Source organism: Streptomyces sp. NPDC008139, assembly GCF_042957025.1.
Taxonomy (GTDB): Bacteria; Actinomycetota; Actinomycetes; order Streptomycetales; family Streptomycetaceae; genus Actinacidiphila.
On the sequence record NZ_JBIBHM010000009.1, the window covers coordinates 100,514 to 127,085 of the forward strand.

The 26,572-nt window shown below is 72.0% G+C and carries 22 protein-coding genes and 1 riboswitch; of the genes, 11 read left to right on the plus strand and 11 right to left on the minus strand.

Features of this window, described 5'->3' with window-relative positions; all coding sequences use genetic code 11:
- Positions 1–27 precede the first annotated feature (27 nt).
- From ACFZBB_RS20465 to ACFZBB_RS20475, 3 genes are all read left to right on the plus strand, one after another.
- Positions 28–711 (plus strand): response regulator transcription factor, encoded by a 684-nt coding sequence (locus tag ACFZBB_RS20465; RefSeq protein WP_188285457.1) that lies wholly within the window; start codon positions 28–30, stop codon positions 709–711.
- Positions 712–782: 71 nt separating this feature from the next.
- Positions 783–1,811 carry an ATP-dependent 6-phosphofructokinase gene (locus ACFZBB_RS20470; RefSeq protein ID WP_391124170.1) on the plus strand — a complete coding sequence of 343 codons (1,029 nt, stop codon included), beginning with the start codon at positions 783–785 and terminating at the stop codon, positions 1,809–1,811.
- A gap of 315 nt (positions 1,812–2,126) precedes the next feature.
- Positions 2,127–2,783 (plus strand): uridine kinase, encoded by a 657-nt coding sequence (locus tag ACFZBB_RS20475; protein ID WP_391124173.1) that lies wholly within the window; start codon positions 2,127–2,129, stop codon positions 2,781–2,783.
- A gap of 84 nt (positions 2,784–2,867) precedes the next feature.
- On the opposite strand, the gene ACFZBB_RS20480 is transcribed toward ACFZBB_RS20475, so the two are convergent.
- Complete coding sequence (locus tag ACFZBB_RS20480) at positions 2,868–4,820, minus strand: chorismate-binding protein (RefSeq protein WP_391124176.1); 1,953 nt, start codon at positions 4,818–4,820, stop codon at positions 2,868–2,870.
- A 262-nt stretch (positions 4,821–5,082) separates the two neighbouring features.
- Entirely contained in the window at positions 5,083–7,848 is a 2,766-nt protein-coding gene (locus ACFZBB_RS20485) for an N-acetylmuramoyl-L-alanine amidase (protein ID WP_391124711.1), read from the minus strand.
- A 375-nt stretch (positions 7,849–8,223) separates the two neighbouring features.
- On the opposite strand from ACFZBB_RS20485, the gene ACFZBB_RS20490 reads away from it, so the two are divergent.
- Positions 8,224–9,573, plus strand: coding sequence for a class II 3-deoxy-7-phosphoheptulonate synthase (locus ACFZBB_RS20490; RefSeq protein WP_355334194.1), 1,350 nt, complete (start codon positions 8,224–8,226; stop codon positions 9,571–9,573).
- Between the two features lie 151 nt (positions 9,574–9,724).
- Positions 9,725–10,051 carry a (2Fe-2S)-binding protein gene (locus ACFZBB_RS20495; RefSeq protein ID WP_391124179.1) on the plus strand — a complete coding sequence of 109 codons (327 nt, stop codon included), beginning with the start codon at positions 9,725–9,727 and terminating at the stop codon, positions 10,049–10,051.
- Positions 10,052–10,108: 57 nt separating this feature from the next.
- On the opposite strand, the gene bfr is transcribed toward ACFZBB_RS20495, so the two are convergent.
- Positions 10,109–10,588, minus strand: coding sequence for a bacterioferritin (gene bfr, locus ACFZBB_RS20500; protein WP_188284346.1), 480 nt, complete (start codon positions 10,586–10,588; stop codon positions 10,109–10,111).
- A 159-nt stretch (positions 10,589–10,747) separates the two neighbouring features.
- On the opposite strand from bfr, the gene ACFZBB_RS20505 reads away from it, so the two are divergent.
- Positions 10,748–11,362: a molybdopterin-dependent oxidoreductase gene (locus ACFZBB_RS20505; protein WP_391124182.1), complete on the plus strand. Its 615-nt coding sequence runs from the start codon at positions 10,748–10,750 to the stop codon at positions 11,360–11,362.
- Between the two features lie 4 nt (positions 11,363–11,366).
- On the opposite strand, the gene ACFZBB_RS20510 is transcribed toward ACFZBB_RS20505, so the two are convergent.
- The 6 genes from ACFZBB_RS20510 to thiO form a co-directional block, all read right to left on the minus strand.
- On the minus strand, positions 11,367–11,897 hold the full coding sequence (locus ACFZBB_RS20510; RefSeq protein WP_391124185.1) for a DUF4396 domain-containing protein: 531 nt from the start codon (positions 11,895–11,897) through the stop codon (positions 11,367–11,369).
- Between the two features lie 95 nt (positions 11,898–11,992).
- Entirely contained in the window at positions 11,993–12,850 is an 858-nt protein-coding gene (locus tag ACFZBB_RS20515) for a deoxyribonuclease IV (RefSeq protein ID WP_391124188.1), read from the minus strand.
- Between the two features lie 40 nt (positions 12,851–12,890).
- Positions 12,891–14,879 (minus strand): Stk1 family PASTA domain-containing Ser/Thr kinase, encoded by a 1,989-nt coding sequence (gene pknB, locus ACFZBB_RS20520; protein WP_391124191.1) that lies wholly within the window; start codon positions 14,877–14,879, stop codon positions 12,891–12,893.
- 255 nt (positions 14,880–15,134) lie between these two features.
- Positions 15,135–15,947 carry a thiazole synthase gene (locus ACFZBB_RS20525; RefSeq protein WP_391124194.1) on the minus strand — a complete coding sequence of 271 codons (813 nt, stop codon included), beginning with the start codon at positions 15,945–15,947 and terminating at the stop codon, positions 15,135–15,137.
- Between the two features lie 3 nt (positions 15,948–15,950).
- On the minus strand, positions 15,951–16,157 hold the full coding sequence (thiS, locus tag ACFZBB_RS20530) for a sulfur carrier protein ThiS (RefSeq protein ID WP_391124197.1): 207 nt from the start codon (positions 16,155–16,157) through the stop codon (positions 15,951–15,953).
- Positions 16,154–17,425: a glycine oxidase ThiO gene (gene thiO, locus ACFZBB_RS20535; protein WP_391124199.1), complete on the minus strand. Its 1,272-nt coding sequence runs from the start codon at positions 17,423–17,425 to the stop codon at positions 16,154–16,156. Before thiO ends, thiS begins: the two co-directional genes overlap by 4 nt.
- Positions 17,421–17,533: riboswitch (TPP riboswitch) on the minus strand. Its footprint overlaps the gene before it by 5 nt.
- A 109-nt stretch (positions 17,534–17,642) precedes the next feature.
- On the opposite strand from thiO, the gene ACFZBB_RS20540 reads away from it, so the two are divergent.
- The 5 genes from ACFZBB_RS20540 (at position 17,643) to ACFZBB_RS20560 (ending at position 22,470) form a co-directional block, all read left to right on the plus strand.
- Positions 17,643–18,815: an FAD-dependent oxidoreductase gene (locus tag ACFZBB_RS20540; RefSeq protein WP_391124714.1), complete on the plus strand. Its 1,173-nt coding sequence runs from the start codon at positions 17,643–17,645 to the stop codon at positions 18,813–18,815.
- Positions 18,816–18,880: 65 nt separating this feature from the next.
- A complete protein-coding gene (locus ACFZBB_RS20545; protein ID WP_355334168.1) occupies positions 18,881–19,255 on the plus strand; it encodes an Rv2175c family DNA-binding protein in 375 nt (124 codons plus the stop codon).
- A 28-nt stretch (positions 19,256–19,283) separates the two neighbouring features.
- Entirely contained in the window at positions 19,284–19,949 is a 666-nt protein-coding gene (gene thiE, locus ACFZBB_RS20550; protein ID WP_391124202.1) for a thiamine phosphate synthase, read from the plus strand.
- 584 nt (positions 19,950–20,533) lie between these two features.
- Positions 20,534–21,451 (plus strand): methylenetetrahydrofolate reductase [NAD(P)H], encoded by a 918-nt coding sequence (gene metF, locus ACFZBB_RS20555; protein ID WP_391124206.1) that lies wholly within the window; start codon positions 20,534–20,536, stop codon positions 21,449–21,451.
- 44 nt (positions 21,452–21,495) lie between these two features.
- Positions 21,496–22,470, plus strand: coding sequence for a hypothetical protein (locus ACFZBB_RS20560; RefSeq protein ID WP_391124209.1), 975 nt, complete (start codon positions 21,496–21,498; stop codon positions 22,468–22,470).
- Positions 22,471–22,517: 47 nt separating this feature from the next.
- On the opposite strand, the gene ACFZBB_RS20565 is transcribed toward ACFZBB_RS20560, so the two are convergent.
- Positions 22,518–24,800 (minus strand): germacradienol/geosmin synthase, encoded by a 2,283-nt coding sequence (locus tag ACFZBB_RS20565; RefSeq protein WP_391124212.1) that lies wholly within the window; start codon positions 24,798–24,800, stop codon positions 22,518–22,520.
- Between the two features lie 219 nt (positions 24,801–25,019).
- Positions 25,020–26,537 carry an FAD-dependent oxidoreductase gene (locus ACFZBB_RS20570; protein WP_391124215.1) on the minus strand — a complete coding sequence of 506 codons (1,518 nt, stop codon included), beginning with the start codon at positions 26,535–26,537 and terminating at the stop codon, positions 25,020–25,022.
- Positions 26,538–26,572: the final 35 nt, after the last annotated feature.

Below are 26,572 nucleotides of genomic sequence, written 5' to 3' on the forward strand. Positions count from 1 at the left end.
CAGCGAGACAGAGGGAAGCAGGACCGCATGACCGATCAGTCCGTGACGGTGATGGTCGTCGACGACCACCCCATGTGGCGCGACGCCGTGGCCCGCGATCTGTCCGACTCCGGCTTCACGGTGGTGGCCACCGCGGGCGACGGCCCCGAGGCGATCAGGCGGGCGCGCGCCGCCCGCCCGCAGGTGATCGTCCTCGACCTCAACCTGCCCGGCGCCTCCGGCGTGCAGGTGTGCAAGCAGGTCATGTCGGACGACCCCGCCGTCCGCGTCCTGGTGCTGTCCGCCAGCGGCGAGCACGAGGACGTCCTGGAGGCGGTGAAGTCCGGTGCCACCGGCTATCTGCTGAAGTCCGCGGGGCGCGACGAACTGGTCGACGCGGTGCGCAGGACCGCCGTCGGCGACCCGGTGTTCACACCGGGCCTGGCCGGACTCGTGCTCGGCGAGTACCGCAGGCTCGCGACCGTGCCGCCGCCCGCCACGACCGGCGAACCCGCCGCGCCCCGGCTCACCGAACGCGAGACCGAGGTGCTGCGGCTGGTCGCCAAGGGCCTGAGCTACAAGCAGATCGCGCAGCGCCTGGTCATCTCCCACCGGACCGTGCAGAACCACGTGCAGAACACCCTCGGCAAACTCCAACTCCACAATCGCGTCGAGCTTGTCCGATACGCGATCGAGGCCGGTCTTGACGGCGACCTGGACGGCGACATGTGACCCAAGTCACGCTAGCTTGGCCGGTGTTTGTCACATCCGGCACAGCTGGCTTGCGACGAAGGGAAGAGTCCATGCGGGTCGGAGTTCTGACCGGCGGCGGTGACTGCCCAGGTCTCAACGCGGTCATTCGCGGCATCGTCCGTAAAGGCGTCCAGGAGTACGGGTACGAATTCACCGGCTACCGGGACGGTTGGCGCGGTCCCCTCGAAGGGGACATCGTGCCGCTCGACATCCCGGCCGTGCGCGGCATCCTGCCGCGCGGCGGCACCATACTCGGGTCCTCGCGCACCAACCCGCTCAAGGTCGAGGGCGGCGTGGAGCGCGTCCAGCGCAATCTCGTCGAACAGGGCGTGGACGCGCTCATCGTGATCGGCGGCGAGGACACCCTCGGCGTGGCAGCCACCCTGCACGACGAACACGGCGTCAAGGTCGTCGGCGTCCCCAAGACCATCGACAACGACCTCGACGCCACCGACTACACCTTCGGCTTCGACACCGCGGTCAACATCGCCACCGAGGCCATCGACCGGCTGCACACCACCGCCGAGTCCCACATGCGCGTCCTGGTCGTCGAGGTCATGGGACGGCACGCGGGCTGGATAGCCCTGCACTCCGGCCTCGCGGGCGGCGCCAACGTCATCCTCATCCCGGAACAGCGCTTCGATCTCGACCAGGTCTGCGCGTGGGTCGAGAGCCGCTTCAAGATCCGCTACGCGCCGATCGTGGTCGTCGCCGAGGGCGCCATGCCCAAGGACGGCGACATGGTCCTCAAGGACGGCACCCTGGACTCCTTCGGCCACGTCCGGCTCTCCGGGATCGGTGAGTGGCTGGCCAAACAGATCGAGAAGCGCACCGGCAAGGAGGCCAGGACCACCGTCCTCGGCCACGTCCAGCGCGGCGGCACCCCCAGCGCCTTCGACCGCTGGCTCGCCACCCGCTTCGGCCTGCACGCCATCGAGGCGGTCCGGGACGGGGACTTCGGCAAGATGGTCGCGCTGCGCGCCACCGACATCGTCCGGGTGCCGATCGCGGACGCCACCGCCCGTATCAAGACCGTCGATCCGCTGCTCTACGAGGAGGTCGGCGTCTTCTTCGGCTAGGGCCTGTCGCGTGGATCTCGGTGGGGAGGGAGCGGTGTCCGGTGCGTGCGGATGCAAGGCGGAGGAGGGAGGCGACGCGGAGCGTCGTCGACCGACGACTACGCGGCAGATGTGCGTGCCGGGCGCGGGGACGCCGCGGAGATCCACACCACAGGCCCTAGGCCTGCTCCCCGCCGGAAGTTCTTTTGCCCGTCGCTTGCCCGACACCGCTTGTCACCAGCGATCTCCTCGCCCTATTCTCCCTCCACCCGGCATCGGACCTGTCCAGTCCCGCCGCTTCGTTTCCCCCCATTGAGCACATGAGGAGCGCCCGGTATGACGGGTGTGGCGATTGGGCAGCACGTGCCCCTACTGGCGGTCGCAGGCGGCACCGCATCCGGCAAGTCCACGCTTGCCGAGGCGTTGGCGCGGCATGACCCGGAGACCGTCGGTCTCATCCATCTCGACGACTTCTACGTCCCCGCGCACGATCCTGTGCGCGGGGTACGTACGCGGAGCGCCTCGGGCGCCGACACGCTGGACTGGAACCATCCGGGTTCCATCGACGAGGGGGCCGTCACGGCGGCCGTCGACGCCGCGACCTCCGGCGGGCGGTACCGGTTGGTCGTCGTCGAGGGCCTGTTCGCCCTCACCCTCCCCGCCGTCGTCACCCGCGCCACCTGGCGCGTCTACGTCGACACGCCGGACGACATCCGGCTGGCCCGGAAGATCCTCCGCAAAATCGACGTCCTCGGCCAGGACCCGCGGCTCTCCCTCCTCAACTACCTTCAGAGCGGACGCGAACGCCACGCGGCCTACGTCGCCCCCTCCCGGGCCTGTGCCGATCTCGTGCTCGACGGCACGGCCGACGGCGCGTCGATGCTGCGTGCGGTGACCGCACTCATGACGCTGCCCCCAAGGGGTGCGGGGAACTGCGCGATCGGCCACAGCGTGGCGGCACTCGCCCCGCAGGCCGAGCCGCTTGCGGTCTGATCTCTCCCACCGGCCGGTGGGAAGTGGCCGCGCGGTTCCTCGCGCCCCTGAGGAACGAGGCACCGTCGCTCGCTGAGCGGACCTTCAGGCGACCGTCACCGACGTCAGTAGCTCGGCCACGACGGCGGGGCCGTTCAGGGTCAGGACGGACTCGGGGTGGAACTGGACGCCGGCGAAGCCGGGGCCGCGCAGGGCGTGGACGTCGCCGGTGGTGGGGTCCAGGCTCAACTCCACCTGGTGCATGGCCAGTTCCTCCGCGACGGCGGAACCGGGGGCGCAGCGGGCGGTGAAGGTGTTGTAGAAGCCGACGGTCTCGGGGCGCCCGAAGAAGTCGATCCGCTCCTGGGCACCCTGCGCGGGACGCGCCTTGCGGACGACGTCGAGGCCGAGCTCGGCGGCGAGCAGTTCGTGGCCGAGGCAGACCCCGAGGATGCCGTGCCGGTGCCGGGCGACGAGATCGGCCGCCAGGCCGCGCAGCAGCCGCATCTTGGGGTCGGCGGTGTCCGACGGGTCGCCGGGTCCGGGGCCGAGGACGACGGGTCCCGGGTGGCCCAGGGCGGCCTCCCGCAGACCGGGCTCGTCGAAGCGCCGTACCGTCACGGCCAGCCCCGAGGAGCGCAGGACGTGCGCGAGCATCGCGGTGAAGGTGTCCTCGCCGTCCACCACCAGCGCGTGCGCGGCCGGCGGCGCCTCGTCCGTGCGCGCGGTCCGCATCCGCAGCCAGAACGGGGCGAGGTGCGCCCGCCGGGCGTCCAGCGCCGCCCGTACCCTGATGTCGTCGGCCAGCCTCGGCCGTACCCCGCTCGCCGGGGCCGCGGGGGCCGGGCGGACCCCGAGGGCGGTCAGCACCCCGGCGACCTTGGCGTGGGTCTCGGCGACCTCGCCGTACGGCTCGGAGTGCCGGACGAGGGTCGCGCCGACCGGCACCTTCAGCTCCCCGGCGGGGGAGATGTCGGCGGTGCGGATGAGGATCGGCGAGTCCAGGGTCTGCGCTCCGCCCGCGTCGCGGCCGAGCAGGGCGAGCGCGCCCGCGTAGTAGCCGCGTCCCGCGCCGTCGGGGCCGACCGGTTCGTAGCGCTCGATGACACGGCACGCGTTCTGCACCGGTGAGCCGGTCACCGTCGCGGCGAACAGGGTCTCGCGCAGCACGTCCCGCACGTCCATGGTGGAGCGCCCGCGCAACTCGTACTCGGTGTGTGCGAGATGGGCCATCTCCTTCAGCCGCGGGCCGACGACGACCCCGCCGAGGTCGCCGACCGTGCACATCATCTTCAGCTCCTCGTCCACGACCATCGTCAGCTCCTCCACCTCCTTCGGGTCGTGCAGGAACGCCAGCAGCCCCTCGGCCGACGGCCCTTCGGCCGGGTAGCGGTAGGTGCCGCTGATCGGGTTCATCACCACCGCGCTGCCCGACATCCGTACGTGCACCTCGGGGCTCGCCCCGACCAGGGTGCGCTCGGGCGTGTGCACCACATACGTCCAGTACGCGCCGCGCTCGCCGCGCAGCAGCCGGGCGAAGAGCGCGAGCGCCGCGTCCGGGCCGTGGTCGGCGACCGTGCCCCGGAAGGTGCGGCGGATCACGAAGTTGGCGCCCTCGCCGCGCCCGATCTCGTCCTCGATGACCCGCTCGACGATGCCCGCGTACGTGTCGTCGTCCACGTCGAAGGCACCGCCCTCGACGCGTACCTCGCGGTCGGGGAGCGCGTCCAGCAGGTCGGCGAGCGGGAACGCGTACGCCTCGTCGGGCCGCAGCACGGTCAGCGGGGTGCCGTCGTCGTGGACGTCGAAGCCGCGCTCGCGGATCTGCCGGAACGGGACGAGGGCGAGCGCGTCGGTGGTCGGGGAGCTGTCGGCGGGCGCACCTGTCGGCAGCGGGATGTCGGCCAGCCGCTCGACGGACCCGACCGGGCCGAGCAGCACCTCCACCACGGCGTCCGGGCGGCCGGGCGTACGGCGGTGCAGCAGCGCGAACGGCGGGCAGCCGGGGGCGGTCAGGCGCTCGACGAGGGCGTGCGAAGTGGGCTGGGTGACGTGCACGGCGGTTCCTTCCAAGGGAGTTCGGAAGGGGCGGCCGGCCCGGCGGGGAAACGCCGAAGGCCGCCCCTGGGGGCGGCCTTCGCGAAGTGTCGTGCGCGCGATCAGTGGGCCGCCGGAGGAGCGGTCCACCACCAGTTCTGGTTCAGCGACTGAATCGTCGTTGTCGGCGCGTTCATACCGCCGACCTTAGCGCACGGCCCGCGGGTGGGACAGCCGATTCCACCCGCGGGCCGGGCCCGTGGTCACGCGCGGCAGCGGTGGGTCAGAACAGCAGGTTGTACGCGTTCCAGCCGCCGCCGATCTGGGACTTGGCCGCGAAGGGCCCGCCCGTCGCCGTCCCGTTGCCCTTGTAGAACCACAAGGTGCCCGAGGCGTCCCGCGCCACGGCGTCCGGCTTCCCGTCGCCGTTGAGGTCGCTGACCCCGACGATGGTGTTGTACGCGTTCCAGCCGCCGCCGACCTTCACACGCGCCGCGTAGGGAGCGCCGGCGTTGCCGGTGCCCTTGTACAGCCACAGCACACCGGCGGTGTCGCGGGCCAGCAGGTCCGCCTTGCCGTCACCGGTGATGTCACCCGTGCTGATCAGCATGTTGAAGATGTTCCAGCCGGGGCCGATCTTCACCTTGGTCGCGAACGGCGCCGCCGGGTTGCCCGTGCCCTTGTACAGCCACAGGTTGCCCGAGGAGTCGCGCGCGATCAGGTCCGGCTTGCCGTCCCCGGTGATGTCCCGGGCGCCGATGATCATGTTGTAGGCGCCCCAGCCGGGCCCGGTCTTCAGCCGCGCCTTGAACGGCCCGGACGGCTTGCCGCTGGCCTGGTAGTACCAGAGCACGCCCGAGGTGTCGCGGGCCACCAGGTCACCGGTGCCGTCCGCGCGCAGCGCGGTCATCGCGGTGACCGCGTTGAAGATCTGCCAGCCGGGGCCGACCTTGAACTTCGTGTAGAAGGGCGTGGTCGCGCTGCCCGTGCCCTGGTACTGGTACAGGCCGCCGGAGGCGTCGCGGGCCAGCAGGTTGTAGCGGGTGGTGCCGGAGTCCGCCGCCGTGCTGGTCTTGAGCTGGACGTCGCTGGCCTTCACCCAGGCGATCCGGTGGTTGTACCGGATCGGGTAGAAGAGGTTCGTCTTGCCCTGCACCAGCGTGCGGTCACCGGCCGCGGTGCCCGCGAAGGTCCCCGCGAACCAGTAGTCGCCCGCCTTCTGCACACCCGCCGTCGGGTACGCCTGGCCGGAGAGCACGCTGTACTTCGTCAGCGACGCGTTGTTCTGCGACTGCACCGGCACGTTGGTGCCGCTGTACGCCGCGTCCTCCGGGTACGCCCGGCCGTAGACCGGGATCGAGGTCGCGCCGGTCTTCGGGGTGATCACGCTGGTCGGCGTGACGACCGAGGTGTACTGGCCGCCGGGGTTGCGGAACCACAGCTTCTTGCCGCCGTACCAGATGGCCGTCCAGTCGTTCTGCGCCTCGGCGACGACGTAGGCGCCGCCCGCGAGGACCTTGTTCGACCAGTTGGAGCCCTCGGTCGGCAGCGGGCCCGTACCGACGTACGGGTCGGTCGGCTGCGCGGCCGTGGTGGACGGCGAGTTGTACAGGTACAGGAAGTTCGCGGGCTGCGCGGCCACCGCGGTGCCGCCGTTGGTCAGCTTCGGCTGGTTCGCCGTGCTGTACGGCGGGACGACCCGGACGAGCTGGCCGGCCTTGACCGGACCGCCCGCGCCGCCGGCGCCGTCGGGCGCGCCGAGCAGCGACATGTAGTGGTTCCAGTCGAAGAACGGTCCCGGGTCCCAGTGCTGCGCGCTGACGTTGGTGTCGAGCACGCCCGGCACCTCGTCGTGGCCGATGATGTGCTCACGGTCCAGCGGGATGTCGAACTTCGCGGCCAGGTACTTCACCAGCGTCGCCGAGGACTGGTACTCCTGCTCGGAGACCCACTGGCCGTTCTTGATCGCGTAGCCCTCGTGCTCGATGCCGACCGAGTGCATGTTCAGGGTCTTGTTGGCAGCGTGCCACGCCTCGTTCTTGGTCTCCACGGCCTGGGCGACCTGGCCCTGGCCGCCGACCACGTAGTGGGCGCTGGCGTACCGGGACACGTCCTTGAACGTCGCCAGGGTGCCCGCGAAGGTGCCCTCGGCGTCGTGGATGACGATGTAGCGGATGTCCTCGCCGTTGGCGGGCCGGTTCGACTCGTTGTAGTTGCCGAAGTCGTCCGCCGCGGAACCGGCCTTGGCGTATTTGGCCGGGTCGAAGGTGCAGTGCAGCTCGGCCGGGCACTCCGGGGTCGGGACGGCCGCCGTGCTCGCGAAGGTCGCGGTCACCGGGACCTTGGCGGGCTTGACCACCCGCACTGTCGGGTCGGCGGGCAGCGTCAGCGACTGGCCGTCGGTGGTGACCCGGCTGACGCCGGTCTTCACCGAGCCCAGTACGCGCTCCGCGAAGAGCTGCGCGCCCTGCGGGTCGGTCGACTGGCTGTAGCGCGCGATGCCCGCGTACCACTGGCCGGGGTCGGCCGACAGCGAGCCGGTGGCCTCCTTCTGGTACCGCGCGAGCAGCGCGGCGCCCGCGCGGACGCTCTGCCGCTCGTCGGTGCGTACGTCCTCTTCCGAGGTACGGGTCAGCTTGGCCGCCGCGTCCAGCGTGTGCAGCCGCGGGTCGTCGGTGTTCACCTTCGCCGGGTCGGACTTGAGCGCCCGCGCGGCGTTGAAGTGCTTGGTGACCACCGGGTCGCCGCTGAGGTTCACCTCCGCCAGCTTGTCGGCGGTGCTCGACTCCTCCAGGTCCTCGGGCTCGACCTGGGTCAGCCCCATGACGTTGTACGCGCCCGTGGTGCTCGGCTGTCCGTTGTGCGCTTCCCACAGCGTCTGCTGATACGAAACGGCCATCAGCACGCTCTGCGGGACCTTGAACTCCTTCGCCGCGGACGCGAAGGCGTCCTGCAACGAGGTGGTGGAGCCACCCGCCTTCGCGTCCGTCCCGCCCCCGGATGACGGTGTCGCGATGGCGATGGTGCCGTATGTGGCGACGGAGGCCAGCACGACGGCGGCGGCTCCGTAAGCGATCAGTGATTTCTTCCGGCGGTGTCTACGTGTCAACGCGCAGCCCTTGGCTATTGCGGCACGCGAGTCGCGCGCCCTCCCCTTGATGACCGCGGGGTTTGGCGGTCACCGGCCCTGGGGCCGGTCCGGCGGATCGCGAACGGCCCCTTCGGCTTCTGGACCGCTCGTGCAATCAGCCCGACAGGCCCAGGCGGCCAGACATTAGCAGTCACGGAAGGGGCAGGAGTGGACCGGGTCCGTGTCGAACACCGGACCCTTCGCCTCCGTTTTTGACCGGTGGTGACCACCGGGTCCGTCTCACTTCCTGAGCGGGGCCATAAGCACGTGACACGACCCCGTAATGTTGGGCCCGTGACCGTGAACGCAGATATCCACGCCGGTGACAACACCTGGCATTCTCTTCCCGCGGCGCAGCAGCCTGAGTGGCCCGACTCCGAGGCTCTGCGCGATGTGATCGCCGACCTCGCCTCGTATCCGCCGCTCGTCTTCGCGGGGGAGTGCGACCAGTTGCGCAGTCGCCTGGCGGCTGTGGCCAAGGGTGAGGCGTTCCTGCTCCAGGGCGGTGACTGCGCGGAGGCGTTCGACGCCGTCGGCGCGGACCAGATCCGCAACAAGCTCAAGACGCTGCTCCAGATGGGAGCGGTGCTCACCTACGCGGCGTCCGTGCCGGTGGTCAAGGTCGGCCGGATCGCCGGGCAGTACAGCAAGCCGCGCTCCAAGCCGACCGAGACCCGCGACGGCGTGACCCTGCCGACCTACCGCGGCGACTCGGTCAACGGCTTCGACTTCACCCCCGAGGCCCGCATCCCGGACCCCGAGCGGCTCAAGCGGATGTACCACGCGTCCGCGTCCACGCTGAACCTGGTGCGCGCCTTCACCACGGGCGGTTACGCCGACCTGCGCCAGGTGCACGCCTGGAACCAGGACTTCGTCAAGTCCTCGCCGTCCGGGCAGCGTTACGAGGCGCTGGCCCGCGAGATCGACAACGCGCTGAATTTCATGGCCGCCTGCGGCACCGACCCGGCCGAGTTCCGCACGGTCGAGTTCTACGCCTCCCACGAGGCGCTGCTGCTCGACTACGAGACCGCGCTGACCCGTACCGACTCGCGGACCGGGCGGCTGTACGACGTGTCGGGCCACATGGTGTGGATCGGCGAGCGGACCCGGCAGCTCGACGGGGCGCACATCGAGTTCGCGTCCCGGATCAGCAACCCGATCGGCATCAAGCTCGGTCCCGGCACCAGCCCGGAGGAGGCGCTCTCCTACATCGAGCGCCTCGACCCGGAGCGCGAGCCGGGGCGGCTGACCTTCATCGTGCGGATGGGCGCCGACAAGGTGCGCGACAAGCTGCCGACGCTGGTGGAGAAGGTCACCGCGTCCGGCGCGCAGGTCGCCTGGGTCTCCGACCCGATGCACGGCAACACCTTCGAGGCGGCCTCCGGCCACAAGACCCGGCGCTTCGACGACGTGCTCGACGAGGTCAAGGGCTTCTTCGAGGTGCACCACGCCCTCGGTACGCACCCGGGCGGCATCCACGTCGAGCTGACCGGTGACGACGTCACCGAGTGCGTCGGCGGCGGCGACGAGATCTTCGTCGACGACCTGCACCAGCGGTACGAGACGGCCTGCGACCCGCGGCTCAACCGCAGCCAGTCGCTGGACCTGGCCTTCCTCGTGGCCGAGATGTACCGCGGGCAGTAGTGCGCGGCGGCCCCACCGGCCGTTTCGTCCAGAGGGGCGCGGATCACACCGATCCGCGCCCCTCGGCGCTTTTCCTGACCAGGGGCGCCGGGTAAGGTAAGGGTAACCTCAGCTCCTGAGGCACTCCTGGGCCCTGATCGGCGGTGACCGCGTGTACGTCTGCTCCTGCTTCGGCATCACTGAGCAGCAGGTCAAGCAGCACGCCGACGACGGCCGCTGCACCCCGCGCCAGATCGCCTCCGCCTGCAAGGCGGGCACCGACTGCGGCTCCTGCGTCAAGCGCATCCAGGGCCTCCTCGGCCGCGGCGCCGCCCCGGCCACCACCCGCACCCAGCGGCTCGCGGCGATGCTCGCGGACGCCCGCGGCGCGGAGCAGCCGGTCGCGGCACGGGTGGAGCCGGACGTCCCGGCGGCCCGCGCCGAGCGGATCGCCGTGCCCGGCGGCAACGAACCGCCCGCCGCCGCGCAGGCCGCCTGACCGAGGCCGCGAAGCGCGGCTACGGGACCGCGGGGCGCCGGCCGACGGGACCGTCCGTCAGGATTCGGGCTGCTCGATGAGCTGCGCGATGTACAGCGGCTCGCCCAGCTTCTCGACCAGTTCGAGCTGGGTGTCGAGGTAGTCGATGTGGTGCTCCTCGTCCTCCAGGATCGACTCGAAGATGTTCGCCGAGGTGATGTCGCCCTTGGCACGCATGACCTCGATGCCGCGCCGCAGGCGGTCGATCGCCTCGACCTCGACCTGGCGGTCCGCCTGGAACATCTCGGTGACCGTCTGGCCCACCCGGACATGGAAGAGCCGCTGGTAGTTCGGCAGCCCGTCGAGGAAGAGAATCCTGTCGGTCAGGATCTCCGCGTGCTTCATCTCGTCGAACGACTCCGACCGGGTGTACTTCGCGAGCTTCGTCCAGCCGAAGTTCTCCTGCATCTTCGCGTGCAGGAAGTACTGGTTGATCGCGGTCAGCTCAGCGGTCAACTGTTCGTTGAGGAACTCGATGACCTCGGGGTCGCCCTGCATGGCAACGCCGTCCTTCCGATCGGGCTGTCAGGTTCCGCGCATCTTCGCACTGCTCAGGCATCTGATCCAGTAAGCGCAGGCTTACGTTCCGAGGCCCGGCTTGCCCGGAAAGACCCCGCCCGGTCGGAAGCATCACGCCCCGTCTGTCACCATGGAGACATGGGTCAGTCCGAACGCCAGACGGGGGAGCTTCCTCCGGGGCAGCGGATCCAGCGGGGCTGGCCGGTCACGCACTACGGCCCCGTACCCCGTTTCACAGCGGACCGCTGGGAGTTCCGGGTCTTCGGCGCGACCGCCGACAACGGCAAGACCTGCTGGAACCACGAGGAGTTCTCCGCGCTGCCGTATGCCACGGTCGTCGCCGACTTCCACTGCGTCACGAAGTTCTCGATGCTCGGCATCGAATGGGGCGGGGTTTCCACCGATACCGTGCTGAAACTGGCGCCGCCCGCGGACGACGTCACGCATGTGATGGTGTGGGCCGAATACGGATTCAGCTCGAATCTGCGGATCGAGGACTTCATCGACGACAAGTCGATATTCGCGACCCATAAGGGCGGCGAACCCCTCACCGCGGAACACGGATTTCCGGTCCGCCTCGTCGTCCCCGGCCTCTACGCCTGGAAGGGCCCCAAATGGGTCCGCGGCGTGGAGTACATGACGGCGGACCGCCGCGGCTTCTGGGAGGAGCGCGGCTATCACAACCTCGGTGACCCCTGGAGCGAGCAGCGCTACTCGTACCAGGAGGAGCCGGGCGACGGGCCCGAGCTGTAGCGGCTCAGTGGTGGTATTGGTGCACCACCGCGTGTCCCTTGCCCCGCCCGATCAGCCACTTGTTGACCGGGGTCGTGACGGCGAAGGCCACCACGAAGGAGAGCGCCAGGCTCACCCAGAACAGGGCGTCGGCCAAGGTCGCGTCCATGGCGCCGGGGAAGACCAGGATCGTGCCGTTGTCGGCCAGCTCCATGAAGATGATCGACACGGTGTCGGCGGCGAGCGCCACCCGCAGCGCGGAGCGCGGGTCCAGGCCCGCGCGCAGCACCCCGCGCATGGTGAGCGAGTAGCCGAAGGCAAAGGCCAGCACGATCGCCAGCAGCATCGTCCGCACGTTGTCCCAGCCGAGTGCCGTGCCGATCAGCATGCCGAGGACCTCGCCGATGGCGCAGCCGGTGAGGCAGTGCAGGGTTGCCTGGGCGGCCGTCCGCCAGCCCGCCCCGCCGCCGCTGCCGCCGTGGTGCGCGTGCGCCGCGTGGTCGTGCGCTGCCTGATCGTGCGCTGCGTGGTCGTGTGCCGCGTGCTCGTACGCCATGGGATGTCCCCGTCCTCAGGAAGTGCGTGCGGTGCCCTGCGGTCAGCACAACCGCATACCCCCTAGGGGTATTCCTGAGGGGCCGGGAACGGCCCCTATCCGCGCAGCTCCTTCAGCAGCTTCACGTCCGACGCGTGCCTCTCGGGCCCGCCCGGCGTCTCGATGACCAGCGGCACGCCCTCCGTCGCGGGATGCCGCAGCAGCTCGCGGAACGGCTCCGCGCCCAGATGGCCCGCGTCGATGTTCGCGTGCCGGTCCTTGCGCGCCCCGCACACGTCCTTGCTGCCGTTGGCGTGCACCAGCCGCAGCCGCCCCTCGCCCGCCGTCGCCGCCAGCTCGTCCAGCATCGCCGTCATCCCGCCGGGCGACGCCATGTCGTGCCCCGCCGCGAAGGCGTGACAGGTGTCCAGGCACACCCCGAGCCGGGGATGCCGGTCGAGCGCCGCCATGTACGGGCCCAGGTCCGCGACCAGCGAGCACAGCGAGGAGCCCTGCCCCGCCGTCGGTTCCAGCAGCAGCCACGGGTCGTCGTCGTGCGTCAGCTCGTCCAGCAGCGGCCGTACCCGCTCGCGCACCTGCGCCAGCGCCACCTCGCGGGTCGTGCCGCCGGTCGCCGAGCCGGTGTGCACCACCACGCCCAGCGCGCCGATCGCCCGCGCCCGGCGCAGCGAGTGCCGCAGCGACTCCACCGAGCGGTCCACCGTCGCCTCGGTGTGCGAGCCGAAGTTGATCAGATACGGCGCGTGCACGTACGCGGGCAGGTCCAGCTCCGCGCAGCGCGTCCGGAACTCCTCGTCCTGGGCAGGGCTGCCGGGCGGGGTCGCCCAGCCGCGCGGATTGGCCGCGAAGACCTGGACGGTCTCCGCGCCGATCCGCTCCGCGTACCCCAGCCCCACGGTGGCCAGCCCGCCGGCCACCGGCACATGGCTGCCCACCGGATTGCGCGACCGCATCAGCCCGCCGCGTCCGTCGGTTCGTCCATCGCCACGCGCATCAGCGTACCCAGATGGTGATCGTCGCGCCCTTGGGCGCCTGCCCGCCGCCGTCGGGGGACTGGCTGAAGACGGTGTCGCCGAAGAACACGGTGATCACCCGGACGTCGAAGCCCGCGTCCTGGAGGATCTGCTTGGCCTCGTCCTTCTTCTTGCCCGTCACGCCCGGCACGTCGAACTGCTGCTGGCCCTTGGACACGGTGATCGTCACCGTGTCGCCGGTGCCGACCTGCGTCCCCACCTCGGGGGACGCCAGCGCGACCTTGTCCTTGTCCGCGACGTCGGAGAACACCTTGTCCGGCGCCAGGACGACCTTCAGACCCGCGTCCTCGAGTTGCTGCTGCGCGTCGGTGACCGAGTCGCCGATCACGTCCGGCACGTCGACCGGAGCCCCGCGCGACACCTTGATCGCCACCGGGGTGTCGGGCGCCCGCCGGATGCCGCTGGCGGGGTCGGTGGAGACCACCTGACCGCGGGGCACGTCCTCGCTGAACTCCTGGGCCACCGTGCCGGGCGTCAGACCCGCGTCCTTCAGCTCCTTGCGCGCGGTCTCCAGAGGCTTGCCCCGGACGTCGGGCACCTGGACCTGCTGCGGGCCCTTGGAGACCGTCAGCGTCACCGTGCCGTTGTCCCGGACGCGCTTGCCGGGACCCGGATCCGTCGAGATCACCTTGCCGCGCGGCACCGTGATCGAGAAATCCCGCGTCACCTTCGCGCGCAGCCCCGCCGCGTCCAGCTTCTTCTCCGCGTCGGCCTGCGACAGCGCCAGCACCGCGGGCACCTTCGTGAACTGCCCGTCGCTGATGTACCAGACGCCCGCGCCGACCCCGAGCAGCACCAGCAGCGCCAGCACCACCGCCAGCGGCCCGCGCCGCCGCGGCGCACCGTCCCCGCGGCCCCGCCGCCGCGGCTGCCGAGGACCCGCGGGCGGCTCCTCGGGCGGCGGGGGCGGCAGCAGCAGCCTGCTCGTACGGTTCAGCTCGCCGCTGTCGGCCGCCGCCGGTACCGGCGGCGCGGCCGCGGGCATCGGCTCCGACGCGAAGGCCGCCGACGGATAGCGGTGGACGACGCTGGTCGGGTCCTCGGACCCGGCGCCGCTCATCTCGCCGATGGTGTCCGCGGGCTCGCGGTCCAGCTGCGCCGGGGTCAGCGCCGCCCGCACGTCGCGCACCTCGGCCAGCAGATCCACGGCGTCCGCGGGCCTGCCCCGTGGGTCACGGCAGGCGGCCCGCGCCACCAGGGCGTCCAGCGCGGGTGCCAGACCGGCGACGACCGAGGACGGGGCGGGCACGTCCTCGTTGAGGTGCTGGAACATCACCTGCGCGGGCGTCGTCCCGTCGTACGGCTTGCGGCCGGTCAGCGTCTCGTACAGCACGACCCCGCACGCGTACACATCCGTGCGCTGGTCGACCACGCCGTGCCCGATCTGCTCGGGGGCGAGGTACGAGACGGTGCCCAGCAGCGAGCCGGTCGATGCGCTGGTCTGGGTGTCCACCGCTCTGACCAGGCCGAAGTCGGCGACCTTGACGCGGCCGTCGTCCCCGATCAGCACATTCTCCGGCTTCATGTCACGGTGGACCAGGCCCGCGCGGTGCGCGGCGCCGAGCGCCGCCAGCACCGGCTCCATGATGTCCAGCGCCGCCCGCGGCTGGAGCGCCCCGCGCTCGCGCACCACGTCACGCAGCGTGCAGCCGGCCACGTACTCCATGGCCAGGTACACGTAGGTGCCGTCGGCGCCCTGGTCGAACATCCCGACGACATTCGGGTGCGCCAGCTTCGCCACGGCTTTGGCCTCGCGGATGAAGCGCTCGACGAAGCCGGTGTCGGTCGCCAGGGCCGGGTGCATCACCTTGAGCGCGAGCACCCGGTCGAGGCGGGTGTCCACGGCCCTGTACACCGTGGCCATCCCCCCGACAGCGATGCGCGCCTCGACCCGGTAACGGCGGTCGAGCGTCTGCCCGACGAGCGGGTCCTGCACGGTCGTGTCCACGATCGCCGATTCTACGAGGCCGGAATGTTCCGAACGGCGCTGCGCGCCCGGTCTGTACCCCACCTGTTGCGTGCCGCAACGCTTCCGTGACCTCCCGTCCCCTTGCCCGGGTGCGGCGCCGCACGCCCACCTTGCGCAGGTGGGTGCCCTTCCTCGGGGCTCCGCCCCTGTACGGCCCTTCCCGAAGGGCGGCGGGCCGATCCTTCAAGGGGCGCGGGGGGCACGTCCTGTGCACAGTGGACGCGGGCCCGGGGCCTAGAAGGCGGGGCGCTCGGGGTCGAGGGAGGGGAGACCTTCGGGCGGGGAGGAGGGGAGGGCGAAGTGGCGGCGGGGGATACGCCCGGCACGAAAGGCCAGGCGCCCGGCCGAAACGGCGTGACGCATGCCCTCGGCCATGAGAACCGGCTGCCGCGCCCGCGTGACGGCCGAGGCCAGCATGACGGCGGCGCACCCGAGTTCCATGGCGAGCGCGGCGTCGGACGCCGTCCCCGCCCCGGCGTCGAGGACCACGGGAACACCGGCCCGCTCGGCGATGAGTTGAAAATTGTGCGGGTTGCGGATCCCGAGCCCCGACCCGATCGGCGACCCGAGCGGCATGATCGCCGCGCACCCCACATCCTCCAGCTTCCGCGCCAGCACCGGATCGTCGCTGGTGTACGGCAGCACCGTGAAGCCGTCGTCCACCAACGTCTCGGCGGCGTCGAGGAGTTCGACCGGATCGGGCAGCAACGTCCGCTCGTCCGCGATGACTTCCAGTTTCACCCAGTCGGTGCCGAGGGCCTCGCGCGCCAGTCGCGCGGTCAGCACGGCCTCACCGGCCGTGAAGCACCCGGCGGTGTTGGGCAGCACACGGATGCCGTGCCGCCGCAGCACCGACAGCACCGACCCCTTCGTCGTGGGGTCGAGCCGCCGCATGGCGACGGTGGTCAGCTCCGTACCGGACGCGAGCAGCGCCTGCTCCAGGACCTCCAGGCTCGGCGCCCCGCCGGTCCCCATGATCAGCCGCGAGGAGAAGACGGCGTCCCCGATCCGCAACGGGTCGCTGACGTCGACAGCGGAAGTCGTCATCCCTCAGCCCCCCTGCACGGCGGTGAGGATTTCCACGCGATCACCGTCGGACAGCGGCGTCGCCGCCCACCGGGTGCGCGGGACGACAGTCTCGTTGAGTGCGGCGGCCACGCCGGAGGTGGCCGGGGTGAGGTCGGCCACCAGGGCGTCGAGGGCGAGGGGCGCGGGCAGGGAGCGGCGCTCGCCGTTCACCAGGACCGTGATCGTCATACGGTCTGCTCCTCACGCGCGGCGGCGGCCGGGGGAGCGGGCACCGGGAAAACGGGCACCGGGACGGCCGCGAAGCGGGAAGCGGCGAACGGCCGCGCGTACGCGGGCAGTTCGCCCGTGACCAGCGCCTCCGCCATGATGTCGCCGGTGATCGGGGTGAGCAGCACGCCGTTGCGGTGGTGGCCGGTGGCCACCAGCAGGCCGTCCAGCGCGCCGCGGCCGAGGAGCGGGGCGTTGTCCGGGGACCCCGGCCGCAGGCCCGCCAGGGTCTCGGTGAGTGGCAGTTCGGTGATGCCGGGCACCAACTCGTGCGCGTCCCGAAGGAGTTCGTAGACCCCGCCCGCGGTCACCGTGGTGTCCCAGCCCAACTCCTCACTGGTCGCGCCGAGTACCAGCTCCCCGTTCTCGCGCGGCACCAGGTACACATGGCTGCCGCGTACCACCGCCCGGACCGTACGGGACAGGAACGGCGCGTGGCCCGGCGGGATGCGCAGCCGCAGGATCTGCCCCTTCACCGGCCGTACCGGCGGCAGCGCGGCCTCGGGCACGCCCGCGATCCGGCCGCTGTCGCTGCCCGCGGCCAGCACCGTACGACCGGCCGTGACCGCCGTACCGTCGTCGAGCAGCGCGCCGACGGCCCGGCCGCCCGAGATCTCGACGCGGGCCACCGCCGAGCGGTGCAGGACCACACCGGCCAGCTCCGCGGCCCGCAGCAGCGCCGTGGCGAGACGGCGCGGGTCGACCTGGTGGTCGCCGTCCACCCGCAGTCCGCCGCGGACACCGGGGGCGAGCAGCGGTTCGAGGCGGCGGCAGTCCCGGCCGCTCAGCCACTCCGAGGGCAGGCCCAGCGAGGTCTGGAAGGCGTGCAGATCGCGCAGGTGCGCGCGGTCGTCGGCGTCCAGCGCGACGGTCAGGGTGCCGCAGGCGCGGAAGCCGACGTCGAGGCCGGTCGCCTCGGTCAACTCGGCCACGAAATCCGGGTATCGGCGCGCCGACGCCAGATTGAGGTCCAGCAGCGTCTGCTCGCCGTACTGCGATTCGGTGACCGCGGCCAGCATGCCCGCCGCCACCCGCGCCGCGCCGCCGCCGGGGTCCGGGTCGGCCACGGCGGTCCGCAGGCCGCGCTGCGCCGCCCGCCAGGCGGTGACCAGGCCGATGACGCCGCCGCCCACCACCAGGACGTCGTACGACGCCGCCGCGCGCGAGCTCTGCGGCGCGGCCGTCGAGGCCGCCGGTTCGCTCGGCGCCGTCGGTTCAGGTGTACCCATCGAATACCGCCCTCCCTTCGCCGGAATGACCCGGATCAGGTTCGTACGGTCGGCGGCCGTCCAGCCGCCCTCTCAGCCCGGTGCGTCCGGGCTCCCGCGTGTTCTCTGGCCCCGACACCATATCCCCGCCCGCTGCCCGGGGGTGGCCCGGCGTCGTCGGCGGCCCGTACCGACTACCGTGAATCATGTGAACGACGTCGTGATTGTCGGGGCCGGGATGGCCGGGGTGCAGACGGCGGTCTGCCTGCGCGAGCAGGGCTGGCGGGACGGCATCGTGCTGATCGGCGACGAGCCGCACCCTCCGTACGACCGCCCGCCGCTGTCGAAGGCGGTCCTGCTCGGCACGGCGGGCGAGGACACCGACGTCCGCTTCGACGTCGACTTCGACGCCCTGGACGTGGATCTGCGCCTGGGCGTACGGGCGCAGGGGCTGCGGCCCGGTGACCACGAGGTCGTCACCGACAAGGGCGGCCTGCGCTACGGCCGTCTCGTCGTCGCGACCGGCGCCTACCCCGTGGCGCTGCCCGGCACGGCGGGCCTGCCCGGCGTCCACCTGCTGCGCACCCTGGACGACGCGGCGGCCCTGCGCCCGGTGCTGGACGCCCAAAAGGACGTCGTGGTGGTCGGCGCGGGCTGGATCGGCGCCGAATTCGCCACCGCGGCGCGGCAGGCGGGCTGCGAGGTGACCGTCGTGGAGGCCGCGGACCGGCCGCTTTCCGGCGCGCTGCCCGCGACCATCACCGGCCACATGAGGGCCTGGTACGCCGACGCCGGGGTACGGCTGCTCACCGGCACGCCCGTCGCCGAGGTCGAACCCGGCGCCGTGGTGCTCGCCGACGGCACCAGGCTGCCCGCCGCGGCCGTCGTGGTCGGCATCGGCGCCAGGCCCGCCACCGGCTGGCTGGCCGGTTCCGGCGTCGGCCTCGGCCAGGACGGCGCCGTGCTCGCCGACGACCGGCTGCGCACCACCGCGTCCGACGTGTACGCCGTCGGCGACTGCGCGTCGTTCCCGTCCGCGCGCTACGGCGAGCGGCTGCTCATCCACCACTGGGACAACGCCGTGCAGGGCCCGCGGACCGCCGCCGCGAACGTCCTCGGCGGCGACGAGGCGTACGACCCGGTGCCGTACTTCTGGTCCGAGCAGTTCGGCCGCTTCGTGCAGTACGCAGGGCACCACACGGGCGCCGACACGATGCTGCTGCGCGGCGACCCGGCGAGCCCGTCCTGGTCGGTGTGCTGGCTGCGCGGCGGCGCCCTGGCCGCGCTGCTGGCCGTGGACCGGCCGCGGGACCTGGCGCAGGCCCGCAAGCTGGTCGCCCGCGCGGCGGTGCTGGACCCGGCGCTCGCCGCCGACCCGGCGGTGCAGCTCAAGTCGGCGGCCCTGCGCTGAGCGGCGCGTCCCGCTAACGGCGCAGTGCCGCAGCGGTTGTCGGCGGCGGGTGGCACCCTTGTCCTGTGACTGTTTTCTCGTCGGTTGACGCACACATTGACGCTCTCGTCCCCTCGTGGCTCACGCTGCCCGAGGTCGCGGAGCGGCTCGGACTCGACATCACCCGGATTCGCCCCCTCATCAAGGAGGGCCAGCTCATCGCGGTCCGCCGCGGTGAGAACAAGGTGCTCATGGTGCCCGCGGACTTCGTCGGCGAAGGCGCCATCACCAAGGGCCTGTCCGGCACGCTCACCGTGCTCAAGGACGACGGGTTCTCGGACGATGAGGCGCTGGAATGGCTCTTCACGCCCGACCCGAGCCTCCCCGGCACCCCCGCCCAGGCGCTGCGCGAGAATCGCGGGACCGAGGTGAAGCGCCGAGCGCAGGCGCTCGCCGTGTAACCCGTACGCCTCAGGGGGAAACGCCCGCATGACGACCACCGCCGCCGCCACCGCCGTGGGCACCGCCCGTGACCGGCTCGCCGCCGCCCGGCTCTATCTGTGCACCGACGCCAGGACCGAGCGCGGCGACCTCGCCGAGTTCGCGGACGCGGCACTGAGCGGCGGGGTGGACGTCATCCAGCTCCGGCACAAGGGCATCGAGGCGGGGGCCGAACTGGCGGCCCTCGCCGTCCTCGCCGAGGCCTGCCGCAGGCACGGCAAGCTCCTCGCGGTCAACGACCGCGCCGACGTGGCGCACGCGGCCCGGGCCGACGTCCTGCACCTCGGTCAGGGTGACCTGCCGGTCCCGGCCGCGCGCGCCATCCTCGGCGACGAGGTGCTCATCGGGCGCTCCTGCCATGCCCCTTCCGAGGTGGACGCCGCCGCCGTGGAGCCCGGCGCCGACTACTTCTGCACCGGGCCCGTCTGGCCCACCCCCACCAAGCCTGGGCGTCCCGCCCCGGGGCTCGACCTCGTCCGACACGCCGCCGGGCTCACGACCGACCGGCCCTGGTTCGCCATCGGCGGCATCTCCCTCGCCAACATCTCCCAGGTCCGCGCCGCCGGTGCCCGCCGCGTCGTCGTCGTCCGCGCCCTCACCGAAGCCGCCGACCCCGCCGCCGCCGCCTCGGCCCTCCGCGCCGCCCTCGCCTGACACCCAGGCGGTGAGCATCCCCAGGGCCCGGCCCCTGGACGGTCCTCTGCCGCAGGCGGCAAGCCGATCTTTCGGGGCGCGGCCCCCGCCCGCTCACCTTGCACAGGTGGGTGCCTTTCAGGGGCGCGGGGAACAGCGCGGCCCGCCCCCACCGGGCTGTCAGCCCGGGAACAACGGCATCTGTCCCGCTGGATCCGGTTCTCAAAGGCGCGCCACCGCCGTGGCTGAGCGCGCAGTTCCTCCCCCAACCTTCGGCCGGGAGGTGCCCCCAGCGCCCCCAACTGCACGGTGTGCCGCCCAGTGCAAGGAGGCCGCCCGGGGCCGCGCCCCTCACTACACGGTGTGCTGCCCCCGGCAGAGGAACCGCCCGGGGCCGCGCCCCGGGAGAAGCAGGGTCCCGCGCGAGGGGAAGGTGGCTTCACCGTGCCCTGACGGGGCGCGAGCCCTGCGGAAGGCGCGGGCATGGGCGCCAAGCCCACTCGGTGTCCAATCCGTGGACCGCCGGTGGCCAGGAAATGGACGTACAAGGTCATATCGCCCCGTCCGGTTACGGACGGTGGCCAGCCGGGGCTAGCCTTCAAGGCATGGCTTTGGGGACACCTTCCACGCGAACAGACCGGGCGATCACGATCCGTGAGCTCCTGGCGCGGGGCGAGCGCTCGTACTCGTTCGAATTCGCCGCGCCGAGGACGGAGAAGGGCGAGCGGACGCTGTGGAACGCGATCCGCAGGATCGAGGCGGTCGGCCCCACGTTCGTGTCGGTGACCTACGGCGCGGGCGGCTCCTCGCGGGAGGGCACGGTGCGGGCCACGGACCGGATCGTGTCGGACACGACGCTGACCCCGTGCGCGCACCTCACGGCCGTGAACCACTCGGTGGCCGAGCTGCGCAACATCATCGGGCAGTACGCGGACGCCGGAATCCGCAACATCCTTGCTGTGCGCGGCGACCCGCCGGGCGACCCGCTCGCGGAGTGGGTGCCGCACCCGGAGGGCCTGACGTACGCGGCGGAGCTGGTCCGGCTGATCAAGGAGTCCGGCGACTTCTGCGTCGGCGTGGCCGCGTTCACCGAGATGCACCCGCGCTCCACCGACCCGGCCGAGGACACCCGGCACTTCCTGGACAAGTGCCGCGCGGGCGCCGACTTCGCCATCACGCAGATGTTCTTCGACGCGGAGGGCTACCTGCGGCTGCGCGACCGGGTCGACGCGGCGGGGTGCAGCACCCCGATCATTCCCGAGGTCATGCCGGTCACCAACGTCCGGCAGATCGAGCGTTTCGCGCAGCTCGGCAACGCCCCCTTCCCCTCCGACCTGGCGGAACGCATCCTCGCGGTGCAGGACGACCCGGTCGCGGTCCGGGCGATCGGCATCGAGTTCACCACCGAGATGTGCCGCCGTCTGATGGCGGAGGACATTCCGGGGCTGCACTTCATTACTCTTAACCACTCGACAGCGTCGCTGGAGATCTACGAGAACCTCGGTCTGCACCAGCGGACGTGACCGGCTCGGTACAGTCGGCTCGGTCCAGTTAAGGAAGTGGGCGCATGGGCTACTCGGTGCTGTACGTCGCCTTCGGAATCGTCGCGCTGTGGCTGCTCGGTGAGGTGCTGCTCCAGTACAAGGCGCGGCTGCGCTATCGCGTACTGGCCTTCGCCGGGTTCCTGGGCGTGGTCGTCGGCGTGTCCCAGCGCAATGTGATCATCATCGTGCTCGGTGCGCTCGCCTTCGGCGCGGGCCAGTCCTTCGTGACGCTTTCCTACAAGCGCGGCTTCTCCACCGGCTGGGCGCTCGGCGGGCGTCCCGGCTCCAGCCGCCGCCGCAGGAAGGGCGGGGTGACCGAGCCGGTGCTGGAGGTCAGCCCGGTCGAGGAGGAGTACCCGGAGGAATTCGCCGCCGCCCGGCAGCCGGGTCCGCGCGACGAACTCGACGCGGACGAGCCCGATCTGTTCGGCGGCGGGCGGCCGTTGGACTCCGGCCAGATCTACCAGCCGGTCCCGATGCACGAGGACAGTGGCGAATACCCGGTCTACGACGGCCAGTCGACGTACACCCCCGACCCGTACACCAGCGGCGGCTACGAGGGGTACGGCGCGCAGGGCTATGCGGGCTGGGGCGGCGAACCCCAGCCCGCGGCGGCCTCCTACGCCGGCGACGGCTCCGACCAGTCCGGCTGGGGCGGCCACGAGTACGGCTACGACCCGGGCGCCTACCAGGAACCCGCCCCCGCCCCCTACGGCTACGACACCCCGGCCAGCGGCGGCGAGCCCTACCCGTACCCGTATCCGCAGCCCCAACCGCAGCCGCAGTACGAGACCTACGGCGGTCAGCAGGAGCAGGAGCAACAGCCGCTGGGCAGCGACCCGTTTGGCTACCCGTACCAGCAGCAGCCCGACCCGCAGGCGCAGCCGTACATCCCCCAGCAGCAGTACCAGTCGCCGTACGAGCAGCAGCAACCGCCCCAGCAGGAGCAGGAGCAGGAGCCGCAGTACGCCGACCCGTACGACCCCTACCGCTACTGAGAGTTCGGCCCGCTGCCCGGAACGCTGCCCGGCCCTAAGCCGGCCCGCTACCCGGCCTGGGTGCGGGCCGCGTGCAGCAGTGACGGCAGCCGGGCCGCCGCCGTGCCCAGGCCGTTGGGCGCGGCCCAGGTCTGGGCGGGCAGCACCGCGGCCACGTGCGGGAAGTCCCGCCGCAGCGTCTCCTCCTCGTAGCGGTGGCAGCCCTCGTGCCAGGTGAGGATGCCCGCAAGCCAGTCGCGCAGCTCCTGCGCGTAGCCGAGCAGCACCTCGCGCGCCGCGTCGTCGAGTGCGAACTCCTCGAAGAGCGTGGGCAGTTGGTTCTCGGTGATGTGCTGGAACTCCTGCATCCGCGCGGCCATCAGATCCCCGACCACGTCCATCGCCTCCTGCGGCGAGCAGTCCAGGAAATTCTGCACGACGAGCACCGCGTTGTGGATCTCCCCCTCGAACTCGATCTCCTTGCGGTACGAGAACACGTCGTTGAGCAGGCAGGCGAAGTCGGCGGCGGCCACCTCCATGGACTGCACGGGGCGCGAGCGGTAGACGGCGTCCGGCAGTGCGTCACCGTGGCCGATCCGCGACAGGCTCATCGTCAGGTCGGAGCCGAAGGTCTTGCGGCGCATTTCGATGTAGTCGACCGGGTCCGGCACCCGGTTCTGCTTCTGGTTGGCCAGCTCCCACAGCCAGCTCTCGCACATGTCCTCGACGGCGAAGCGGAATTTGCCCCGCGCGTCAGGGGACATCGGGCCCGCGGTGCGCCGCCACAGATCCGCGAGACCCCGCTCCAGCGCGCTCACCGGCGTGGGCGCCGGCTCGTCGCCCAGCGGCATGAACAGCTTGAACCGCTCGGTGGCCAGCCGGGCCGCTCCGGTGTCGGGGGACCGGCCGAAGACCAGCGGGTAGTAGTCGTCGCCGTAGGTGCCCCAGGTCAGCCAGTCCGTGGTGAGGCTCAGCTCCTCCGGCGAGGCGGCCGGGTGGATGCCCGCCGCGCACAGCGCGAAGTCGTAGTCGGCGAGCTTGCGTTCGTTCCACAGCCCGCCGGGGACGGGGAAGCCGGGCTCCGCGCCGAGGATGCCCATCGCCCGGCCCCACTCCATGTTGTGCCGCCGGGCGGTGTCCAGATGCGGGCTGAGCGTGGTCTCGAACGGCATGTGGATCTCGGCGCGCCGGACCGTGCCGGTGCGCTGGTGCGGGGCGTGCGAGAAGGACCGGGCGCGCTGGGGCAAGGTCGCGGCCAGCGAGTGCAGGATCTGCGCGGCCGAGGTGCCCAGGCCCGTCGGCCCCCCGATCGCGCCGCCGCCGATACCGGCGCCCGCGCCCACCGCGCGGGAACTGCCGTCCGCGCCGTTCATGTACCGGCTGGAGCGCATGTGCCACTCGTGGCCGCCCGACTGCCAGTCCTGGAGTCCCTTGACGTACGCGAAGACGCCGAGACGTTCCTGCGGGGTCAGGCCGAACTGCCCGAACAGCGGCTCCACTTCGGTGAACGCGGTGTGCTCGAACTGGTGCAGCCGCGAGGTCAGCAGGTCGTTCACCCGGTCCGCTGCCTGCTGGGCGGTCAGATCGAGGAACCGCTCAAGGACCAGGACGGCGTTGGAGAGTTCGCCCTCGTCCTCGATCTCCCGCTGGTACGAGAACAGGTCGTTGCGCAGGTGCACGCTGTCCGCGAAGCAGTCGCGCAGCACCCGCATCGGACGGCTCCCGGCGATCCGCGCCGGTACCTCGGCGCCCGCCGCGTGCTCGATCAGATTCGCCGACCAGGGCGCGCCGCCCACCTTGCGGCGCATCTCGATGTACTCGATCGGATTCGAGACCCGGCCCGCGTTGATGTTGGACAGCTCCCAGAGGGACTCCTCCAGCAGGTAGTACGTGCTCTCGTGGAACCGCTCCCTGAAGTCCTGCGACATCGTCGGCACCGTGCGCGCCCACAAGTCCGCGAGCCCCGCCTCGACCTGGTTGGTCGGCTCCGGCACCGGCTGTCCGAGATCCACCGGCATGAAGGCGGGCAGCCGGTCCAGGTACGCCTTCGCGCCCTGCATGTCCTGGCTGCGCTTGAAGATGTCCAGGAAGTGGTCGTCGAAGAAGAACACCCACACGTACCAGTCGGTGACCAGGTCCAGTTCGGGACCCGACGCGTCGGGATGGGTGTACGCGCACAGCAGCGCGTAGTCGTGGGCGTCGTAGTCCGCCTCGTCCCAGATCCCTGAGCCCTCGATCATGTCCATCTCGCGGGCCCACGCCTTGGAGTGCTCCCTGGCCCGTTCCAGGTGGGGGTTGAGCCGCGCCGGATACGGCACGTAGAACTGCGGGAGTTCGAAGGGCTGCGGCATGCTTCGTACGGCCTTCCGCTCGGTGATCACGGGCCACCGTTCACGCTAGGCGGCCACCGCGCGCCCCCGGAGCGCCCACCGGGCTTTTCCGTCCGATCGGTTGAATCCGGGCGGTGGTCCGCTTAAGGATCTTCGCGGCGGTAACGGGGGCGGCAAGAGGCGGGCGGCGGACGGGAGTCCGTCAAGCGAGCCGTCAACGAGCGCGCGGCGCACGCCCGTTCACCGGCTGCCGCCGGGCCCGCCCATGATCAGGTCCGCCACGATCGCGCCCGACATGCCCGCGTGCGGCAGCCCGCCGCCCGGATGGGCCCAGCCGCCGACCCGGTAGAGCCCCGGCAGGCCGTCGGCGTTGGGGGAGCGCAGCAGTGAGCCGTGCGCGCCCGCGAGCGACGGGGCGGGGACCGAGCCGCCCGGCGCGCCGGTCTCCCGCTCGGTGTCCGCCGGCGTCCTGACGATCCGCCACAACTCCCGCTCCCGCAGGCCCGGTACGGCCGCCGCGGCGGCGGCCACCGCCCGTTCGGCGACGGCGTCGGCGGCGCCGGGAGCCGTCCAGTCCAGGCCGCCCCTGCCGTGCGGCGGCACGGTCACCCGTACGGTGACCGCCTCGTGCCCGTCGTCCGGGCGCAGCGCGGGGTCGTCGGGCCGCAGCACCGTCACCGTGGGGACGGCGTCCCGCGCTCCGGGGGAGTCGAATGCCCAGGCCAGCGCGCGCTCGCGGTCCGGGGCGTGCACGACCGTACGGTGCACGGCGTCGGCCGGGCGCGCGCCGCGCAGCGCCAGGTGGACGGTGAGGACGCCCCGCGGGTGCGGCGGGCCCCAGTCGGGCCACTCGTCCTCGTACTCCCAGGGCAGCACATGGTCCCGGTAGAGGGCGGGCAGCGGCGCGCCCGCCACCACGAATTCCGCCTCCGCCGTACCGCCCTCGGCCAGTTGCACCCCGGCGGCGCGGCCGTCCTTCTCCAGCACCCCGGTGACCTCGGAGCCGAACCGGAACTCCACCTTCCGCGCCAGGCAGCGCGCGTACACCGCGTCCGCCAGCGCTCGCAGCCCGCCGGGCACGTACCAGACCCCGAAGGTCTGCTCCACATACGCCAGTACGGTCGCGGAGGCGGGAGCGGTGCGCGGGTCGAGGCCGTAGTCGAGCGGATAGCTCTCCAGCAGCGCGGCCAGCCGGAGGTCGCGCAACTCGCCGTCCGCGACGGCGGACAGGGTCCGCGCCCGCGCCGCGCGCCGCAGCAGACCGCGCCGCCCGGCCGCCGGATACGGGTCCTCGCGCAGCGCGGCGGTCGCCTCGGACACCGCGTCCTCCAGGAGGGGCCTTCGGGTGGCCTCCCAGGCCTCCCGGGCGCGCAGCATGACCTCGCTCCACCGCTCGCCGCTTCCGGCGCCCAGAGCGCCGTCCAGCGCCTCCATGACCCCGGAGCGCGACGCGTTGGGCAGCGTCAGATCCGTACCGTCGGCGAAGACGTGGCGGGCCGCCGGATCGGCCTGCACCAGACCCACGGACTGTTCGAGCGACTCCCGGCCGGTCTTGACGAACAGATCGCGCTGCACGGCGGGCAGCAGCAGGAGACCGGGGCCGGTGTCGAAGGCGAAACCGTCCCTCTCGACCCGGCCCACACCGCCGCCGTACGTCGCCGACCGCTCGTGCACCACCACCCGGTGGCCGCCGATGGCGAGCCTGGCCGCCGCCGCCAGCGAGCCCATACCCGCGCCGATCACCGCAATCCGTGCCATGGCAGGGACTGTATCGAAGGCCACCCGACAGGCTC

Excerpts from the sequence above, each read along its gene's own strand:
- ACFZBB_RS20465 (WP_188285457.1), top strand. The coding sequence starts at position 28 with ATGACCGATCAGTCCGTGACGGTGATGGTCGTCGACGACCACCCCATG.
- ACFZBB_RS20470 (WP_391124170.1), top strand. The coding sequence starts at position 783 with ATGCGGGTCGGAGTTCTGACCGGCGGCGGTGACTGCCCAGGTCTCAAC.
- ACFZBB_RS20475 (WP_391124173.1), top strand. The coding sequence starts at position 2,127 with ATGACGGGTGTGGCGATTGGGCAGCACGTGCCCCTACTGGCGGTCGCA.
- bfr (WP_188284346.1), bottom strand. The coding sequence starts at position 10,588 with ATGCAGGGCGACCCCGAGGTCATCGAGTTCCTCAACGAACAGTTGACC.
- ACFZBB_RS20505 (WP_391124182.1), top strand. The coding sequence starts at position 10,748 with ATGGGTCAGTCCGAACGCCAGACGGGGGAGCTTCCTCCGGGGCAGCGG.
- ACFZBB_RS20510 (WP_391124185.1), bottom strand. The coding sequence starts at position 11,897 with ATGGCGTACGAGCACGCGGCACACGACCACGCAGCGCACGATCAGGCA.
- ACFZBB_RS20515 (WP_391124188.1), bottom strand. The coding sequence starts at position 12,850 with ATGCGGTCGCGCAATCCGGTGGGCAGCCATGTGCCGGTGGCCGGCGGG.
- ACFZBB_RS20525 (WP_391124194.1), bottom strand. The coding sequence starts at position 15,947 with ATGACGACTTCCGCTGTCGACGTCAGCGACCCGTTGCGGATCGGGGAC.
- thiS (WP_391124197.1), bottom strand. The coding sequence starts at position 16,157 with ATGACGATCACGGTCCTGGTGAACGGCGAGCGCCGCTCCCTGCCCGCG.
- thiO (WP_391124199.1), bottom strand. The coding sequence starts at position 17,425 with ATGGGTACACCTGAACCGACGGCGCCGAGCGAACCGGCGGCCTCGACG.
- ACFZBB_RS20540 (WP_391124714.1), top strand. The coding sequence starts at position 17,643 with ATGGCCGGGGTGCAGACGGCGGTCTGCCTGCGCGAGCAGGGCTGGCGG.
- thiE (WP_391124202.1), top strand. The coding sequence starts at position 19,284 with ATGACGACCACCGCCGCCGCCACCGCCGTGGGCACCGCCCGTGACCGG.
- metF (WP_391124206.1), top strand. The coding sequence starts at position 20,534 with ATGGCTTTGGGGACACCTTCCACGCGAACAGACCGGGCGATCACGATC.
- ACFZBB_RS20560 (WP_391124209.1), top strand. The coding sequence starts at position 21,496 with ATGGGCTACTCGGTGCTGTACGTCGCCTTCGGAATCGTCGCGCTGTGG.
- ACFZBB_RS20565 (WP_391124212.1), bottom strand. The coding sequence starts at position 24,800 with ATGCCGCAGCCCTTCGAACTCCCGCAGTTCTACGTGCCGTATCCGGCG.
- ACFZBB_RS20570 (WP_391124215.1), bottom strand. The coding sequence starts at position 26,537 with ATGGCACGGATTGCGGTGATCGGCGCGGGTATGGGCTCGCTGGCGGCG.